General features: G+C 33.1%; 18 protein-coding genes, 2 pseudogenes and 1 other annotated feature. Of the genes and pseudogenes, 15 read left to right on the top strand and 5 right to left on the bottom strand.

The features are described 5' to 3' along the window. The first annotated feature begins 213 nt into the window (after positions 1–213). The gene (locus M014_RS0114320) at positions 214–552 is read left to right on the top strand and encodes a single-stranded DNA-binding protein (RefSeq protein ID WP_026592367.1); all 339 of its coding nucleotides are present in this window, start codon (positions 214–216) and stop codon (positions 550–552) included. A gap of 115 nt (positions 553–667) precedes the next feature. On the opposite strand, the pseudogene M014_RS30120 reads toward M014_RS0114320, so the two are convergent. From M014_RS30120 to M014_RS0114310, 3 genes and pseudogenes are all read right to left on the bottom strand, one after another. Continuing rightward, a pseudogene (locus tag M014_RS30120) lies at positions 668–904 on the bottom strand (TetR/AcrR family transcriptional regulator); the annotation flags it as partial. Positions 905–1,627: 723 nt separating this feature from the next. Beyond that, entirely contained in the window at positions 1,628–2,602 is a 975-nt protein-coding gene (locus tag M014_RS0114315; RefSeq protein WP_197030404.1) for a DMT family transporter, read from the bottom strand. A gap of 310 nt (positions 2,603–2,912) precedes the next feature. After that, positions 2,913–3,584, bottom strand: coding sequence for a GntR family transcriptional regulator (locus tag M014_RS0114310; RefSeq protein WP_018767289.1), 672 nt, complete (start codon positions 3,582–3,584; stop codon positions 2,913–2,915). Positions 3,585–4,527: 943 nt separating this feature from the next. Between M014_RS0114310 and M014_RS0114305 the strand changes: the two genes are divergently transcribed. The 12 genes and pseudogenes from M014_RS0114305 to M014_RS0114255 all read left to right on the top strand — a co-directional run bounded on the left by M014_RS0114305 (position 4,528) and on the right by M014_RS0114255 (position 16,726). Further along, positions 4,528–5,289, top strand: a complete 762-nt coding sequence (locus M014_RS0114305) for a ParB N-terminal domain-containing protein (RefSeq protein WP_026592365.1) — start codon at positions 4,528–4,530, stop codon at positions 5,287–5,289. Positions 5,290–5,422: 133 nt separating this feature from the next. Continuing rightward, positions 5,423–6,406: a 2,3-diaminopropionate biosynthesis protein SbnA gene (gene sbnA / locus M014_RS0114300; protein ID WP_018767291.1), complete on the top strand. Its 984-nt coding sequence runs from the start codon at positions 5,423–5,425 to the stop codon at positions 6,404–6,406. A gap of 36 nt (positions 6,407–6,442) precedes the next feature. Further along, positions 6,443–7,462, top strand: coding sequence for a 2,3-diaminopropionate biosynthesis protein SbnB (sbnB, locus tag M014_RS0114295; RefSeq protein ID WP_026592364.1), 1,020 nt, complete (start codon positions 6,443–6,445; stop codon positions 7,460–7,462). Positions 7,463–7,711: 249 nt separating this feature from the next. Beyond that, entirely contained in the window at positions 7,712–7,933 is a 222-nt protein-coding gene (locus M014_RS28380; protein ID WP_081811037.1) for a hypothetical protein, read from the top strand. 691 nt (positions 7,934–8,624) lie between these two features. Continuing rightward, entirely contained in the window at positions 8,625–9,767 is a 1,143-nt protein-coding gene (gene alr / locus M014_RS0114285) for an alanine racemase (protein WP_026592363.1), read from the top strand. Positions 9,768–10,270: 503 nt separating this feature from the next. Continuing rightward, entirely contained in the window at positions 10,271–11,398 is a 1,128-nt protein-coding gene (locus M014_RS0114280; protein ID WP_026592362.1) for a conserved virulence factor C family protein, read from the top strand. A 4-nt stretch (positions 11,399–11,402) separates the two neighbouring features. Continuing rightward, positions 11,403–11,786: a thiol-disulfide oxidoreductase DCC family protein gene (locus M014_RS0114275; protein WP_026592361.1), complete on the top strand. Its 384-nt coding sequence runs from the start codon at positions 11,403–11,405 to the stop codon at positions 11,784–11,786. 83 nt (positions 11,787–11,869) lie between these two features. Further along, positions 11,870–12,304: a BrxA/BrxB family bacilliredoxin gene (locus M014_RS0114270; protein ID WP_026592360.1), complete on the top strand. Its 435-nt coding sequence runs from the start codon at positions 11,870–11,872 to the stop codon at positions 12,302–12,304. 48 nt (positions 12,305–12,352) lie between these two features. Continuing rightward, entirely contained in the window at positions 12,353–13,129 is a 777-nt protein-coding gene (locus tag M014_RS0114265; protein ID WP_026592359.1) for a class I SAM-dependent methyltransferase, read from the top strand. 40 nt (positions 13,130–13,169) lie between these two features. After that, positions 13,170–13,384 (top strand) — a binding site (T-box leader). Between the two features lie 44 nt (positions 13,385–13,428). Next, the gene (gene argS / locus M014_RS0114260) at positions 13,429–15,117 is read left to right on the top strand and encodes an arginine--tRNA ligase (protein ID WP_026592358.1); all 1,689 of its coding nucleotides are present in this window, start codon (positions 13,429–13,431) and stop codon (positions 15,115–15,117) included. A gap of 205 nt (positions 15,118–15,322) precedes the next feature. Then, positions 15,323–15,609 (top strand): annotated as a pseudogene (locus tag M014_RS30640) (hypothetical protein); the annotation flags it as partial. Positions 15,610–15,661: 52 nt separating this feature from the next. Continuing rightward, entirely contained in the window at positions 15,662–16,726 is a 1,065-nt protein-coding gene (locus tag M014_RS0114255; RefSeq protein ID WP_035415096.1) for an endonuclease/exonuclease/phosphatase family protein, read from the top strand. 156 nt (positions 16,727–16,882) lie between these two features. On the opposite strand, the gene M014_RS0114250 is transcribed toward M014_RS0114255, so the two are convergent. Both M014_RS0114250 and M014_RS0114245 read right to left on the bottom strand, forming a co-directional pair. Beyond that, on the bottom strand, positions 16,883–17,347 hold the full coding sequence (locus M014_RS0114250) for a DMT family transporter (protein ID WP_026592356.1): 465 nt from the start codon (positions 17,345–17,347) through the stop codon (positions 16,883–16,885). Positions 17,348–17,361: 14 nt separating this feature from the next. Further along, the gene (locus M014_RS0114245) at positions 17,362–17,784 is read right to left on the bottom strand and encodes a DMT family transporter (protein ID WP_026592355.1); all 423 of its coding nucleotides are present in this window, start codon (positions 17,782–17,784) and stop codon (positions 17,362–17,364) included. A gap of 127 nt (positions 17,785–17,911) precedes the next feature. Between M014_RS0114245 and yeiL the strand changes: the two genes are divergently transcribed. After that, positions 17,912–18,604: a transcriptional regulator YeiL gene (gene yeiL / locus M014_RS0114240; protein ID WP_026592354.1), complete on the top strand. Its 693-nt coding sequence runs from the start codon at positions 17,912–17,914 to the stop codon at positions 18,602–18,604. A gap of 67 nt (positions 18,605–18,671) precedes the next feature. After that, positions 18,672–19,202: metallophosphoesterase family protein (locus M014_RS26925; protein ID WP_035415115.1), on the top strand; the 531-nt coding region annotated here is incomplete at its 3' end.

Here is a 19,202-nt window from a genome sequence, read left to right as displayed (position 1 = left end):
AGGAAATTACATATCTTGTAGCGAGGTATAAGTGAAAAAAATTAAGTGTAAACATTTTAAGAAATTTTGCATGATTGAAACATGCAGAATTTCTTTTTTTTATTTTATTAGATTCAAAGTGGATTTTTCCTTTTAGAAATATATCATTTTACATTTTTTACCTAACTTCTATTTTTTTCTACAATAAAGAAAAAAATGTGAGGTGGTATCAATATGATGAATCGAGTTGTATTAATTGGAAGATTGACAAAAGATCCAGAACTATACTACACAAAGCAAGGGATTGCTTATGCACGTATATGCGTTGCGGTAAATAGAGGGTTTCGAAATAGCCTAGGAGAGCAGCAAGCAGATTACATTTACTGCGTTGTCTGGAGAAAATCGGCTGAAAATGTATCAGAGTATTGCCAAAAAGGTTCGCTAGTTGGGATTACAGGGCGGATTCATACGAGTAACTATGATAATGAGCAGGGAAAGAGGCTGTATAAAACAGAAGTTGTGATTGAAAGGATTACATTTTTGGAGCGGAAGAGAGAGGGCGCATCACAGTAAAACAAGAAAATATAAGTAAAAAGAACTGCATTTATAATACAGTTCTTTTTACTTATGCTGATCATTTAGAACATAAATGTAAATTTTATATCAGGGTAAAATCACCAGATATATATTATTTTTTATTAATTCCTTCCCATACGACATCCAATTGCTTGTTAAGCATATCTTTAATATCAGTTTCCTTCGGATGTGATAACGATTGAGACATGAGTGTATAAAAATAGACACTCATAATTGTGGAAGTAATGGTACTTGTATTCCAGTTGCTTTTTAGTTTCTCCGTCTGCTTTGCTTGCTCGATAATAGAATGCAAACTTTCTTGTAGTTTTTGAATACTTTTCAGTTCATTTACTGTAGGTCAAAAGATATTGGTTCAAAAAATCTACTGAAACGTGTCCCAGTATTGTTCGAGTGTTCAGTTGTTGGAATTACAGGTCGTATTCATACGAGTAATTATGAGAATGAATAGGGAAAGAGGGTGTATAACACAGAAGTTGTGATTGAAAGAATTAAGTTTTTGAAGAGGAAGAGCGCCCTACAGTAAATCTGGTTTTGTGTACCAAAAAGAAAAAATATTTTATCCTGTTATTTGTAGAGATTTCAGTTTGTGGGAATAAAAAATGTTACTAATAAGAGTTTTTATTTTATTAAAAATAGGCGAGAGCACTCCATCTTCAAGGAATCTTAGTAGAATAGAGTGTTCTCATCTTCAGATAAGGAAAGTCTTAGTTGCCGTTTTGAATGTCTGACTGTTTCAGAGACTATATAGTCTCTGAAAGTAAATTAACATGGGGCTGAACGATAAGAGATATATCACTAAATGGTTTTTCGTTTCTTATAACTAAAGTTTTGCTGTTTAAAGCCAGTTTTTTTGCTTATTAATAAAATAGAACTTGTAATTAGAGCTTTGAATTGAAGAAGTATGGCCACAGACATGACTTATACAGAATTAAGTATTACAGGCATAATCAATAATTCTTATATATATATCAATTTGAAAAATAATAGATTTTATATAGTTTGGAAACTGTTTTTATTAATTTTAAGATGAGGAAATAGTTATTCTTCTTATTTATCTAGAATTAATAGTATAATTTTCATCATTAGATATTGCAAGATCACTTTCTGTTTCTGCAGGTTTTTTACTGAGCACAATGACGACTACAATAATACATATTGCTCCAATTATTTGAAAAAATAAGAAAGGAATATGCAAAATTATTACAGATGAAAGAATAGAGGCAAGAGGTTCTGTACATCCCAGTAAAGTAGTTTCCTTAGGAGAAATGTATCTTATACTATCTAAAAATAGATAGAACGAGATTAATGTTCCGAATATTACTACAAATGCGATTGACAACAATGTATAAACATCTAAATTTGGGATGTTTGCTAAAAAAACTACCTCTCTTTTTGTAGCAAACTGTAATATAGTTACTCCCAATCCCCCAATAATCATCCCCCAACCGACTAATACTGCAGAGGACCAATTTTCCAATAGCCCCTTTGAATAAAGGGTATAGAATGCTAAAGATAGCCCAGATAATACACCCCATATAATAGCTGGGATAGATACAGTTAAGTTATTAATTGATCCATTGGTTAGTAATAAAAAAGTACCAAGGATAGCTAAAGTTATGGCTAAGACCTCGCCTTTAGTAGGCAACGATTTATACTTCATAATGAGATAGATAGTAATAAAAAGAGGTGCTAAATACTGCAAAATGGTTGCTACAGCAGCATTCCCTTCATTTATAGATGCAAAGTATGTGTATTGTACACCTAACATGCCTATTGTTCCAAAAATCACCAGTTTTATTGCTTCAGTTTTGTTTTTCCAAATACCTAGAATTTCTCTTTTATTTTGACCAAATATTGAAATGGTTATAAGGGTTATTCCTGATAGCAGAAGACGAATTGTAACCAACCATTCAGTTGAAATTCCTTCTTTTTGAAAAAGTTGTTGTGCAACAGTTCCTGATAGCCCCCATAGACTAGCACCAATCACAACCATAATCATCCCTTTAATTCGATTTTTTTTATTAATGTTCAAACGAAGCACCTCACATTATTTTTAGAATATTACAGTCATTGGAATATATTATGCAATATATCACGAATGACAAAAAAGTTGAATTGAAATATTTTGAATTTTTTATATAAAGGGTACTAAGATTAACTACTAAAATAACCTCATATTATTTATGGTGATGTTATTTTAGTAGTTTTAATTAATATGTATAATGCTAGTATTTTTAGATATAAAATTTTTTTGTAGCATCATAGTTGAAAAGGATTTTACAAATGTGTATTTCTGAAAAATCACACTTAGATTAAAATGTTTAATAAACTTTAAATCACATAACAGAAAGAATTCTTTGGATATCCCTCATTGGTCTTAACCAATTTATTGACATAGCGTGTTCTAGTAACATAGGATCACCACTTTCTAATGCCGTAATAATGTCTATATGCTCATTAATGGAATGTTCAGCAGGAACAAAGTTTTGGAAGAAAAGGTATTCAAGGCGTAATGCATGGAGGTGTAAATTGTCTAATAAAGGCTCTATATATTTATTATTAGCTAGCGAAACTATCATATTGTGAAATTCAAAATCTAAGCTCATTGCCTTTTCTGAATCTTTCATAGTAATTGCGTGTTTAAAGTTTTCATTTATTCGTTTAAGTCGTTTTATGTCTTTTTGTTTAATATTGTTAATTGCTTGTTTACCTACAATGACGTGCATACCGGCTATTGTTTCATAAATTACAGGTACATCTTCCAATTTCACAGGAGAAATTTTTGTTTTCTGTCCCCTAACCATTTCTACAAGGCCAGAAAGTTCAAGAACTTGAAGTGCTTCTCTTACTGGAGTTCTACTAACACCTAAAGCATCGGCAAGATCATTATCATTAATTTTTTCATCAGGCTTCAAAACACCTTTAATAATCCAATCTTGCAACTGATTAAGAACAATTGTTTTTGCAGAAAATCGTTCTTGTTTAGTATAGTTTTCAGGAATTGGCATGATTTAATACTCCCTTTCATTCGCTTTTCTATAGGTAATATATTATATACAGAATAACAAAGCTATAACGATAAAGTAAAGAAGATTTTTAAAATTTAAATTTATCACAAAAACGACCGTTTGTTCTGTAATTGGCACACAGTTTTTCGAAAATTTAAAAAACTATTTCTAAAGAGATATTAATTTCAAAGTATTGTAAAAAATTGAAGTATCCGTTAGCATCTAGGCATGGAGGTGAATGGAGAAAAAAGATTTTTTTGGTAATTCATATTTTTGAGGAGTTGAAAAATAAAAGTATTAAATTTTATTACTTATTTCTTTTCTATTTTAGAATAGTATCCGCTCTATAAATGTTGCTGGAGGTATCAAAAAAAGGATGAACATTAATTATTCATTTTTATAATAAATTATAATAGTTATATTAAAATTTATTTATATATTAGTATATTTTTGTTAAAGAAGCTTACTCTTATTAATTCGAATTTGAGAAATCCCCAAAAGTGTTTAGTTTTATTACTAAAAATGCTTTCCTGTATTCAAGATGAAAGTGACGGCAGATTTTTGTGCCTTATTTAGATCGACAGGTGGGAGAAAACATTAGGTGGCTTATGAAACATAGCGGGGATTTTTTATTGCTAATTATTTTTTCTATGTAATCCGATGAAAAAAAGATAAAAAATAAGGGTATTTATCGTATGTATTTTGGAAATATTTCATTTCTTAATTTCAGTTATCTTTATGTGCTCGAATAAAAAATAAATATTTTTTAAAGTATGGAAGATGTATTTAGAACGATCGTTTAAAGTTCCAAATATAAGTATGATTCTCTTGAATGTGTATTTTATTTTTAAAAATATGTAGGTATTAATATGTGTTGCATTCAGAATATAATGTTATGCAAAATATAAAACTTATGTTATTCAAATTTTAGGGAGGAAGACGCATGTTATCTGAATTAAGAGTGGTGCCAACAGATCAAGTATTTTTACACGAAGAATATGAAATAGAAAGGTTATACAAGCTAAGTCATAAAATTAAGAGTGAACAAAAATTAAAAAACCCTCCTATTGCTTTGCAACTTGATAACAATAAATATTTAATTCTGGATGGTGCTCATCGTACTTTATCTTTACAAAAATTGAACTGTAAAAGAATGGTGGTTCAGGTGGTTACGGCAGAGTATTTATCAATTAATGCTTGGGCACATCACATTCTAAATGGAAAAAAACTAATAGAAGAATTGAAAGTTAACCAGAAGATATGCTTGAGTGATGAGCGACAAAATGATATACCAATGGCAACATTATATTATGAGGGAAAGGAGCAATATTTATATATTGTACCGGAGCATCAACTAACTTTAGAAAACAAAGTTAATGTTTGGAAGGAAGTTGTTAATTCCTATACAAACAAATATGAATTTAATAGAATTATGAGCAATCAAACAATACAAGATGCTGGATTAGTTTTTAACTATACAACTCTAGATTTATATCAAATAAAACAAATAGTAGATTCAAATTTATTACTTCCAGCGGGTGTGACGAAATTCACCTTGAATTGTGGCCGCATATTAAATTTAAATATTCCATTGAGTTTTCTAATTAGAGAGGATTTTGTGCAAGAAGATTGGGAAGAATTATTAGAATTATGGGAATCTTCAATTAGATTATATACTGATCCAGTCCTATTATGCGAAATATAGTGTTTGAGGAGACAATAGCTACTTATTAAAAAATGAACTTACTAATGAGTAATGTGCACCTTTCTTATATTACGGTTTCACAATTAAATTGCTAGTACTAGTATATTAACTCTAATTGAAAAGGAGAAAGACTATGATACATGATAGCGTTCTTTCACTAATAGGTAATACCCCAGTAGTTAAAATTAATAATTTAGTACAAAATGATGATGCTGAACTATATGTGAAATTAGAAGGTTTCAATCCTGGTGGAAGTTCAAAAGATAGAGTAGCAAAACGAGTGATAGAATATGCTGAAAAACATGGGAAATTAAAACCAGGGGGAACAATTGTAGAATCATCTTCTGGAAATCTTGCTATAGGTCTTTCAATTGTAGCGCAAATGAAGGGATACAAGATGATCTGTGTAGTAGATCCTAAAATAAGTAAGGTAAATTTAAACATTATTAAAGCATTTGGTGCACAGATTCATATGGTAGATGAGGCTGATGAATATGGAAATTATTTAAAAACAAGGTTAGCTACAGCACAAAACTTAGCAAAATCTATTAAAGGTGCTTACTGGCCGAATCAGTATAATAATCCTGAAAATCCTGAGGCTTACATCCGGTCTTTAGTTCGTGAAATTTATGAGGATTTTGGTGATGCCTTAGATTGGATTGTATGCCCAGTCGGAACAGCAGGTCTGATAACGGGAGTCGCAAAAGAAATGAAAATATTAAATCCAGCTGTGAAAATTATGGCTGTTGATGCTGTAGGTTCCGTTATATTTGGAGGAGCACCAGGGACACGCAGACTACTTGGAATCGGAAATGCAATTGTTCCAGGAAATTTAAATACTAGTTTATATGATGATTTGAGCTATGTAAATGATGCAGATGGATTTTTTATAACGAGACAGCTTGCTTTAAAAGAAGGGCTCTTAGTAGGAGGCTCTTCTGGGGCAACAGTTTGTGCAGCTTTAAGATTATTAGAAAAATTACCAAAAGACAAAAAAGTATTAGCTGTATTACCAGATAGAGGCGATCGATATTATAGTACAATTTTTTCAGACGATTGGCTGAATCAGAATGAAATTCAGTTGCCTGAGGGTAATAATGAATCTGTTTTAATTTAATTAAAAATTAACTTTCAATTAAAAGGAGTGCTATTTATGTTATTAGAAACTAAACCAGAATTAATTTACCTTAGCAAACAGGATATTATTAACCTAGGTGGTTATGAATCAGAAATCTATGTGAAAGCTATAAAACAAGCTTTGACTATACATTCTAAAAAGAATTTTAGTCAACCTTTAAAACCATATTTAAAGACAAATAAAGAAGGAGAGCATATTGCTGATAGAATTATTGCTATGCCAGCATACTTGGGTGAACCTAATATTTCTGGGATTAAATGGATAGGTAGTAAGTTTGATAATCCTATAAAAAAGAATATGGAAAGAGCAAGTGCATTAATTATTTTAAACGATCCTGAAACTAATTTTCCAATTGCTATTTTAGAAGGTAGTGTTATTAGTTCAATGAGAACTGCGGCGGTGACAGTAGTAGCAACTGAATATCTAGCTAAGAATGGATTTGAAAGAGTTTCTATCATGGGTTGTGGATTGATTTCTAGAATGCATATAAATTCTTTATTAGAACAGTTTAATAGTATCAAACAAATTAATTTGTTTGATTTAGATAATGAAAAAGCACAAGTATTGGCTCAGGATATGAAGAAACGTTTTAATAATGTAGAGTTTCAAATTCATAGTTCAGCTCAAAGAGCAGTGGAAGTAGCTGAAGTACTTGTAACATGCACGGTAGCAGATAAACCTTATATTAAATCAGAATGGATTCAAAAGGGAACTTTTGTAAGTAACATCTCAATTATGGATATAGAAAAAGATGCATTTTTAAAAGCAGATAAAGTGATTGTTGATGATTGGGATCAAGCAAACAGAGAAAAGAAAATAATAAATCAACTCGTATTAGAAGGGAAATTTTCAAAAGATATGCTACATGCAGAACTGGGAGATATTATTACTGGTAAGTGTGCAGGAAGAACAACAGATGAAGAAATTATACTATTAAATCCTATGGGAATGGCAATAGAGGATATCTCATGTGCACATGAAATATATGAGAAAGCCCGAGAGAATGGAGCTGGAACGGTATTAAGTTTATATTAATGAATAATTGATTTAAACAAAGAAACTGTATAATTTACAGTTTCTTTGTTTAAAAAAGGACATTCTTATTAAAATATTTAAAAATATCCTTTTTTATTTAATGAAATAGTAGAAAAGATTTTAATAATTGATTTGCATACTGTAATGTATTTGACTGGTATTTACACTTATCATTAACTATACTTCTTGAAGGGAAATGGATAAATTATAAAAAGTTATTTGTGAAGTTAAAAGAGAAGGAATACAGATATGATAGAGAATGTCCAATTGATTCCCTTTAATCAATTGATTTTTTATGAACAATATGATAAAGAAAGAGTAACTATGATTGAAAATAGTATTGCAGATGAGAAAATTCTTATAGATTTACCAGCTGCACTGAAAACCAGTTCAAATCAATATCTTATATTGGATGGTACACATCGTACTTTAGCTTTAAGGAATGAATATTCCAACTCAAATAGTGGATGAAAATAGCCTGCAGGTTAGTTCTTGGATCCATCAAATTTCTAAGAGTGGGAATTTACTAAAGAGAATTTTCGATAATTCTCATATTTACTGTTCAGAAAAAATCTTAGACGGAAACAGGTATGTAACTAATATGTGTATGGATGATAAAATGTATTATTTATATAGCAGTAATACGTGTAATAACCCAATAGAATATGTTACTAATATGTTAAATTCGGTCATAACAATGTATACAAATAATTCTAGCTTTAAAAGGTTAAAAAAAGAAGAATATAACCCAACTTTTTCTAGTATTACATTTGAGTTTCCGATATTTTCAATACAAGAAATATTAAAGATTATTAGTAATAAAGATTTATTTCTACAAAATGTAGTAAGATTTGTTATTACATGTGGAAAGTTAAGGGATTTGAAGATTCCAATCAATATTATACGAAGCCCTGAAGTATTTGAATTTGATTGGAAAGAGCTTCTAAAAATAAACTAAAAATCTTATTCTAGCAAGAGTATAGGATAAGATTGGAGGATACGGATTTTTGAAGTAATCTAACGTATATGTGATCATTTCAAATGATTAATGGTTAAAATTCACTTAAGTTAAGACAGCTTATTCTGTTAAAAAAGCTGTTTTTTTATGGTATGCGAGGATTATATCTCGGTAATAACGTGATTTATTTAAGGAGGAGCTAAATTGAGTGATACTACATATGCAACATGGGCAGAAATACATTTAGATTCACTGGCGCATAATTATCAATGGTTTCGTAAAAATATTTCGTCTAACACAAAAATTTTTGCGGTGGTAAAAGCAAATGCATATGGACATGGTCTAGTTCCTATTGCAAATTGCTTAATGAAAGAGGGAGTTGATGGTTTTACTGTTGTTTTCCCATATGAAGGAATTGAATTAAGAAGAAAGGGAATTGATTTACCTATTATTATTTTGTCACCTTTTTTTTCGGAGCAAGCTAAAGAAATTGTAAGGTGGAATTTAACACCTAGTATAACACATAAAAAACAATTGCTTGATTTAGCTAAGTGGACAAAACTATTTAACGTAAATATTAAAGTCCATATAAAAGTAGATACAGGTCTTGCACGTAGTGGATCTCGTAATCGAAATGAACTTTTAGAATTGTTAAAAATGGCGAATGAATTACCGGGTATAGAGATAGAGGGAGTATTCACTCATTTTGCATCAGCAGATCATCCCAATGCTTTATATTTAAAAGAAGAAAATGAGCGGTTTCTAAAAATGATACACAATATTACAGATCATTACGATATCCCATTAGTTCATGCTGCAGCTACAGCAGCGACAATCAGATCTATAGATACGCATTTTGATATGGTTAGGATAGGGCTAGGGTTGTATGGATATGACCCATTGCCGGATTATTTAGAACGAAATTGCCCACTTAGGCCAGTAATGACCCTGAATACCAGGATTGCATATCTAAAATGGATTGAGGAGGGTGAAAGTATTGGATACAATCGGAAATATACAGCAGATAAACCTATGCATATTGCAACTGTCCCAATTGGATATGCAGATGGAATGAATCGAAGAATAGCTAATCGTTATTCTTTTCATGTAGATGACCAGTGTTGTAAAATACGTGGGAATTTATGTATGGATCAAATTATGATTGATGTTACCAAAGTCGAAAATGTTGGTATAGGACAAAAAGTTACCGTTATGGGAAGGGATCAACTTACAGCTAGATCATTGGCAGAATGTTTAGGTACAGCAATTGATGAGGTTTTATGTTCAATATCTACAAGAGTTCCTCGTTTATACCTAAAACAAGAGGAATTCTTATTAACACTATAAAAAAGGAAAAACGTCGTTTTTTATGCTTGTCTAATTTTAAGATGTCATTTTGAAAGAGTAAAATAAATAAGGTTTCTTATGTGATAGTAAGAGAATAGGAACTGTAAAGAAAGTGTTTTAATAGAGTTAATATGGTGAAGATGATGAACTTGAAATATTGGAGGAACAATAAAGTGAAAATTCCATCAATGAGTCTTCATCCCCACTGATGGAAAGCCCTCACCAACCAGGCTTTTACTGCATGCGAATAGCTGGATAAAAAACATAATAGTGTAAGGTTTAAAAAGGAGTTTTTAAAAAGCAGAAAAAAGATTGAGAAGTTAAAGAATATAATTTAAGTAAATTCTATATTAAGCATATCAGCAATGAATAGTAATTTACATCTTTTAAGGGGGACATAGAATACAATTGAGATTTATAAAAGCAAGCGTCTCAGTAGGAGTATAGCGATAGAACATGTTACAATACAGCTAAGAACAAGCAATAAAGGAGAGTTTATTTACGTGAAGATTAAAGCAATAGAACCGACGCCAAGTCCGAATACGATGAAAGTCATCTTAAATGAAGTGTTACCATCAGGAGCACGTAATAATTACACAAATGAGAATGTAGAACAAGCACCAGAGCAAGTACAGCAAATTTTAAAAATTGAAGGTATAAAAGGTGTATACCATGTTGCTGACTTTTTAGCAGTAGAGAGAAATGCGAAGTATGACTGGAAAGTACTTTTACAACAAGTTCGTGCTATGTTTGGAGAAGAAGTAACTGAAGAAGATGAGAGGGAGCAACTTTCGCATTTTGGCGAAGTGAAAGTATTCATTCAAATGTTCTTTACAATTCCGATGCAAGTGAAATTAACAGATGGAACAACGGAAGAACGAGTGGGTTTACCAGATCGTTTTAAAGAAGCGATTATGAAAGTACAAATGTCTGCACCTAATGTTGTCAAAGAGCGTAAATGGGTGGAACAAAGTACACGTTATGGCAATTTTGAAGAAATCGGAAAGGAAGTTGTGGAAGAAATTATAGCTGCTTATCCAGAGGGGCGCGTTGAAAAAACTGTAAAAGAATTATTAGATCAAGCAGGTGCTAAAGAAGTAACGATTGCAAAGCGTGAACCATATAAAGTAACAGAGGAAATGATGGCGGATCTTGATTGGAAAAGTCGTTATGCAGCGCTTGAACAAATGGATCCTACAGAAGAAGATATTCCTGTATTGAAGAAAGCACTAGAAGATGAGAAAGTATCTATCCGCCGCCTAGCAACAGCGTACTTAGGTATGGTAAAAGGTGATGAAGTCTTGCCATTATTGTATAAGGCTTTACTAGATCGCTCTGTAAGTGTACGCCGTACTGCGGGCGATTGCTTATCAGATGTAGGAGATCCAGCAGCGATGTTTGTTATGATTAAAGCACTTAAAGATCCAAGTAAATTGGTGCGCTGGCGCGCGGCAATGTTCTTATTTGAACTTGGTGATGAAAGTGCAATTCCAGCGCTACGTATAGCGCAAGATGATCCAGAGTTCGAAGTAGCAATGCAAGCTCGTTTAGCATTAGAACGTATTGAAGGCGGAGAAGAAGCGAAAGGATCGGTTTGGAAACAAATGACGGAGTCTCGCAAAGGAGAATAATCATATGCTCGTTTTCTACGATAGTTGGTGTCCGATGTGCAGGGCAGTGGCAGAGCGTACGAAGAAGCTTGATAAAAAAGGCGCAGTGAAGTTTGTTTCTTTTCGTGATAAAGATGTAGTGGAACAGTATCAGCTTTCTTTAGCATTACAAAGTAAGATGGGACAAAGACTTTACATTTTAAAAAATAATAAATGGTATGACGGTATTGGTAGTGTGTATGTATTAGCCAAGGCTGTACCATCATACTGGTTTGCAGTACCATTTATTAAGTTATCTATTTTACTTGGATTTGGAAATAAAGTGTATGATTATATTGCCAATAATAGAAAGCTTGTTCCAATTGGCCATTGCCGCGTGGGGGATTGTGAAATTCCCTCAAAAAAATGAAAGCATTACTATCTTTCTTTTGCACCTATTATAAGAGCGTGATATGATGAATTTGGAATGAAAGTTGAAGGAGAGATTACAAGATGTCAAATGCATACGAAGAATACATGCGTCAAATGGTAATTCCGATGCGCCAAGAGTTAGTGCGTGCGGGATTCGAAGAATTAACTACTGAAGAAACTGTAAGAGAATATATGGAAAATGCGACAGGTACAACATTAGTTGTCGTAAACTCTGTTTGTGGATGTGCAGCTGGTTTAGCTCGTCCATCAGCTGGGCAAGCGGTTGTACGTTCTGAAAAACAACCAGACCACCTTGTAACTGTATTTGCAGGGCAAGATAAAGACGCAACAGCTACAATGCGTGAATACTTCGGAGATATTCCACCGTCTTCACCATCTATGGCGTTATTAAAAGGAAAAGAAGTTGTTCACTTCATTCATCGTCATGAAATTGAAGGAGCAACAATGGAAGAAATCATTAATAATTTAGAACAGGCTTTTGAAAAGCATTGCTAAAAGGGGGAGAATGATTCTCCCTTTTTTCTTTATATATGAGGTGAAAAGATGATTGTAACAACAGCAGGACGAACGAATAAGGAAATGACAACTTATGCAAAAGAGGTAGCGGAAGAATTACAAAGCTCTTTTGTCATGCGGAATGATATATCTGTATCCAAGCTACATGAGCAGTTTAAGCAAGATATACTCGTTGTAGGAAAAAATCGATTAGCGATTTATCCAAAAGGTACCGAAGAATCGTTCTTTTTCCATCCTAACTCTGCAATGTTTCGTGTGAAAAGATTAATGCGGGGAGAACATGATCCATTTGTACAGGCTGCAAAATTAGAAAAAGGAATGACGGTGTTAGATTGTACGCTCGGTATGGCATCAGATAGTATTGTTGCAAGCTATGTTGTAGGAGAAGAAGGGGCTATAACGGGACTTGAGGGGAATCGTTACATGGCTTATATAATGAATAAAGGTTTAAAGCAGTGGTGTGCAGGTATTTCAGAAATCGATAAAGCAATGCGTAGAATTAGAGTGAAGACAAACGAGCATTTTGATTTCTTAAAGCGCTGCGAAGACAACAGCTATGATGTTGTTTATCTGGATCCAATGTTTGAAGAAACTGTAATTGAATCAGATGGGATTCGTGGCTTAAAACACTTTGCTTTGTATAACGATGTCACAGATGAAACTATTGCAGAGGCAAAGCGTGTTGCTAGGAAACGTGTTGTCTTAAAAGATCATTTCCGTAGTACACGATTTGAGAGACATAACTTTTTAGTATATAAGCGGAAAAGCGCGAAATTTCATTTTGGTGTAATTGAACCTTGCTAATTATTTGAAAAGATGTATAATAAGCAATAATCAATTATATATTATGTCGTAGATGAAGAGAGTAGTCTGGTTCAGAAGTAAAGCGAGCTAGGGATGGTGAGAGCCTAGTACGGAGAAACGGATGAAGCGCACTTCGGAGACGCTGCTTGAAATGAATAGTAGAGTAAGCCGGGGCCCCCTGTCCTCGTTATAAACGGGAAAGTGGTTCGTAGTGGACAACAAGGGTGGTACCACGGGTGATAACTCGTCTCTTTTTTAGAGACGAGTTTTTTGTGTTTAAAAAATAAGGAGGGAGCAACATGGAATATAAAATTAAATTTGCAAAAAGTTTATTTGAAGTAATTGAATCAGAATTATCATTGGAACAGATTACAGATCTAATTGAAACGCCGAAGCAAGATGAATTCGGAGACGCAGCATTCCCTTGCTTCATGCTCGCCAAACGATATAAAAAAGCACCAGCAATTATCGCGAAAGAAATCGCTGAGAACTTAAATGATTCATTTTTTACAAAAGTGGAGGCAGTTGGACCATATGTGAACGTGTTTTTCAACCGTCATATAGTAAGTGGTGATGTATTAAAAACGATTTTAGTTGAAAAAGAAGAATATGGACAGGGGTATTTTGGGCGAGAAAAAACAGTAGTAATCGATTACTCTTCACCAAATATCGCGAAACCGTTCTCCATGGGACATTTACGTTCAACGATGATCGGGAATTCTTTAAAACATATCGCTGAAAAGTGTGGATATGAGGTTGTAGGAATTAATTATATTGGCGATTGGGGAACACAGTTCGGGAAATTAATTACCGCATATAAAAAATGGGGAAGTGAAGAACTTGTAAAAGAAGATCCAATTCGTGAATTATTCAAATTATATGTTCAATTCCACGAAGAAGTCAAAGAGAAGCCAGAGCTAGAAGAAGAAGGGCGTGCATGGTTTAAGAAATTAGAAGATGGTGATGAAGAAGCAGTCTTTTTATGGAACTGGTTCCGTCATGAATCTTTAAAAGAGTTCTCCCGTATTTATGAATTGCTTGGTGTTGAATTTACGAACTTCCAAGGAGAAGCTTTTTATAATGATAAAATGGATGATTTTGTTGAGATTTTAGAAGAAAAAGGGCTATTAGAAGAATCCGATGGTGCGCAAGTTGTCAATTTAGAAAAAGAAAATATGCCACCATGTTTAATTAAAAAATCAGATGGAGCGACACTTTATGCAACGCGCGATTTAACAGCAGCACTATATCGTCAAAACACATATGCATTTGATAAAGCACTGTATGTAGTAGGAGCAGAACAAAGTTTGCACTTTACACAATTTTTCACGGTATTAAAGAAATTAGATTATAACTGGGTAGATGGGATGGCTCATGTACCATTTGGACTCATTTTAAAAGATGGTAAAAAGATGTCCACACGTAAGGGGAAAGTAGTATTACTAGAGGAAGTATTAGAAGAAGCGATTACGCTTGCAGAGCAAAATATTGAAGAGAAAAATCCAAACCTAAAGCAAAAAGAGGAGGTTGCTAAGCAAGTTGGTGTCGGAGCAGTCATTTTCCATGATTTGAAAAATGAACGTATGCACAATATTGAGTTCTCCTTAGAAAAAATGCTGAAATTCGAAGGAGAAACAGGACCGTATGTTCAATATACACATGCACGTGCTTGCTCTATTTTAAGAAAAGAAAATGCTGAATTTGAAATAGAGTCGTTTGAGTTAAGCGATGATTATAGTTGGAGTACGATAAAATTATTAAATAGATTTCCTGAGGTCATTGAAACAGCTTTTTCTAAAAATGAACCTTCGCATATTGCGAAATATTTGTTAGATGTAGCGCAGGCATTTAATAAATACTATGGAAATGTTCGAATTTTAGAAGATAATGAAGAGAAAGAAAGTAGACTTGCACTTGCTTATACTGTAACGATTGTATTAAAAGAAGGATTACGTTTACTTGGCATGGGCGCTCCAGAAGAGATGTAGGTAAAGCAATTTTATGATTCAAAATATCTCCGCACATTAATACAATATAAGTATTGAATTTTTATTAGGGAAATACTGTGGAGCTGCCTGTAAGCACAGGCAGCTTTTTTATATATAAGTAAGAGTTAAATATTTCCCACCTACTATTTGTAAATAACTCATGAGAGAATCTCTTTACATACTACATGTGGAGGTTTTTTTATAAAAAAACTGGATGCTCTCAAATACACCGCGAAGTACTAGAGAAAGTGCCATCATGTATAGTGTGGTTGAAAATGCAAAAGAGAACAATTTAAGTCTTTATCACCATCTTCGTTATTTGTTTGAAACGCATCCCATATCAATTTAAACAACAAAGGGAAAATTGATATAGTCTTGCCGTGGTCAATTGATTTACAGTCTAGTTGCAGAGTGCCGAAAAAAAAGCGAAGGAAACAAAAAATAACTCCAAAATCAACTTGTATTGTATATTTTAGAGTTACTTTAGTTTAGAACATGTTAAAATAACCATGTATGCAAACTATAAAAAGAGAATAAGGGAGTCATGAGTTTGAAGAAGGCAGTGAAAGGTTTATTATGGGGGACAGGCTCGATATTTGGTGCTGTCGCGGCATTTATTACGTATGTGGCAATTACGGATGTGAAGCATAAGGATATTGAGAAGTTGAAGGTGGCAAATAATAACGAGCGCGTTCTTAAAGTCGGGGAAGAGTTTAAGGCGACAACGTTTAATATTGGCTACGGCGGTTTAGATAAGGATCAAGATTTCTTCTTAGACGGAGGAACGGGTTCGCGCTCTAGTAGTAAAGAGCAAACAAAAAAGAATGTCGGCAATATGCTGTCTTTCTTACAAAATGAAGATTCTGATTTTATTTTAGTGCAAGAGATGGATGAGAAGTCACTTCGTTCATTTGATGTGAATCAGTATAAGGCGTTTCAAGATGGATTGAAAGATCATGCGTCTACGTTTGGTTATAACTTTAATGCGCAGTGGGTGCCGGTGCCAATTAAGAAGCCGCACGGATATACGAACAGTGGCCTTGGTTCGTTCTCAAAATATAAAGTAGAAGAAGTGACGAGATATCAGCTTCCTGGAAGAGAAATGTGGCTTCGTCAATTATTCGAATTAGATCGAGCGATTGTTGAGCATAAGGTTCCAGTTGATAACGGGAAATATTTACGAATGGTGAACGTTCATTTATCTGCATATGACAAGGGCGGAAACATTCGAAAGCAACAAGTTGAGTTTTTGAAAGAGTATATGAATAAGCATTACAAAAATGGCGATTATATTGTGCTTGGCGGAGACTGGAATCAGCTATTATCTGATGTGCAGTTAAAAGATCCGAAGTTTAAAGAAGAATGGCCAGAGTGGTTAGTACAGCTGCCAGAAGATTTCACTGATGGTGGGTTCCAGTGGGCTGTTGATGATACTGTTTGGACAGTTCGTGATAATGCGAAGAGCTATGTCGAAGATGAGAACTTCGTTACGATTATCGATGGATTTTTAGTGTCTCCAAATGTGGAGATTGTGAGCGTACAAGGGCATGATTTGAAGTTTGAAAACAGTGATCATAACCCGGTAAGCGCAGTGTTGAAGTTAAAATAGTAGGGGAATGGCTCTATTGAAACGTTTGATACTTCAAGCACTTAGAGGGAATTTTAAGAAAGTAAAAGTGAAATGCTATCCTTTAAAAAAGGTAGCATTTTTTTTGTTTTTGACTTTTAAAGTTCCAAGTTCCGTTCCATCTTTTCTAGTATGTTGCTAGAAATGTACTCGACTATTTTTCACAGATTCATACGTCCTATCTAGTAGTAAATTATAAGTAAGTCCAAGTAATACTAAAAAACCACCAATAACTTTACCAATAGACACATCTCCCGAGTTGAAAAAATCAATCAAAACTCCCATAAACAATTGCCCTACAAAAATCAATAACGTTAAATAGAAAGAAGATATCCTAGGAGTAATATAGTTTGATAATACAATTACAATAACACCTACTAACCCACCTAAATACACTACAAATGGTATAGATTGCAATGTTGGAGTTGATACGTGAAGATATTCATTGCTAAAGATTAAAAATAAAAATGAAAAAAAAAGTCCCGTAATATAATTAACAAATGTCCCTTGGAAAATTCCAATTTTTGTTGCTAAGTTAGCATTAATAATTCTTGCAACTACAATGGAAATTCCAGCTAAAATGGCAATACAGACATATAACATGGTTCCACCCTCCATTAAAAAATAGTCATTACAACGATTCCCGAAGAAATAAGTAGTAATCCAAACATTTTTTTCTTTTCAAATTTCACAACCCTCATACCCAATAAGCCGAAATGATCGATAATAATAGATGAAACAGATTGCCCAAGTAGACTTAAAGCGATAGTAATAGAGACACCAAGTGCTGAGAAGCTAATATTACTAAACAATACAGTAAATACACCGATAGCTCCTGCGCTATAGAGGTAAAGCGGTATCCCTTTTTGCATGTGAAATTTGGACTTGCTAACAAGCAAAACAATGACAATGGCAACTAATCCAACGATATGAATCATCACACTAGACGTATAGTTACCTGTCATTTCAGATAAGATTCCATTTAAAGGAATCATAATGGCGATGAAAGCACCTATAATAATTGAGAGTAAATTATACAATGATGTTCCCCCTTTATAAATTTACATGTAATGTATCACGATTAAATCGTGAGCTACTATGACATATGTCATAGTGAAAGAAAGAAATTTTCTTTATAATTATAATGAGTTACAAAGGGGGGGATGTATGAAGAAAATATGTAATTCTCATAAGTTAGACGATTATGTGAAAAAGAATAAAATTGCATCATTTTTCAGCAATGACATGAAATCATATATGGAACTATTACTCTTTAAAAAGAATGAGTATATTTGTAAGGAGAATGAAGATATTCACTATCTGTATTTCTTTGTTGAAGGAAAAGCAAAGGCCTATAACACATTAAGTAATGGGAAATCTGTATTATTATGTTTTTATGATACCTTACAAATGTTAGGGGATGTTGAATTAATCCACTCTCAAAAAATTACTTCTAATGTACAAGTGATAGCGGATTCATATTGTATTGGTCTACCTTTAGAAAAAGTTAGAGAACAATTGCTGAGTGATGCAACTTTTTTAAGGTGTATCTGCGGTTCTTTAGCTCATAAGTTAAATAGACTTTCAAAAAATAGTACAATTAATTTACTGTATCCTCTTGAAAATAGATTAGCGAGTTACATTCTTGCGACAGGAGAATGTACTACACATACTAAACAAAGAATTATATTTAATGGAAATTTAACGGAAACATCGGAATTATTAGGAACAAGCTATAGGCACTTACTACGAACATTGAATACTCTCTGCGATAAAAGTGTAATAAGAAAGAATAATGGATACTTTGAAGTGATAAACATAGGTCTTTTAAAACAGCTCGCGGCAGATGTTTATAAATAAACAGAGTCTAAGTGTAGACATTTATAGAGTTTCGAAAGATTAGAATTTTGGAATGGCAGGTGCCCTTATGAAACAAAAAATAGCTATTATTTCAGATATTCATGGAAATAGTTTTGCGCTAGAAGCGGTGTTAAAAGATATCTCACATCGTAATGTGGATTTGATTTTTAATTTAGGAGATAGTATATACGGTCCTTTAGATCCTGTAGGAACAATCAAGATTTTAAAGGAGCATAAGATGAATCACGTTAGAGGTAACTGTGATCGAATGTTGTGGGAGCCTGTGCAAGATTCATCATCCACTCTAAATGAAGTGAAAAGATTATTAACAAATGAGCATTTAAATTGGCTAAAGGAGCATCCTTCTCAATATATTATGGAAGACATCTTTTTCTGTCATGGAACACCAGATTCGGATGAAATATATTTACTAGAAAAAATGACAGAAGATGGCGGGGTATTGAAGACTACAGATGAAATTATGAAACACCTTCAAAACATAGAGCAACAAATAATTGTATGTGGACATACTCATATTCCTAGAGTTGTATATTTGCCAGATGGGAAAATCGTTGTAAATCCAGGGAGTATAGGTCTT

This window comes from Bacillus sp. UNC437CL72CviS29 (assembly GCF_000482345.1).
GTDB lineage: Bacteria > Bacillota > Bacilli > Bacillales > Bacillaceae_G > Bacillus_A > Bacillus_A arachidis.
This window is presented reverse-complemented; position numbering and strand designations above follow the sequence as displayed.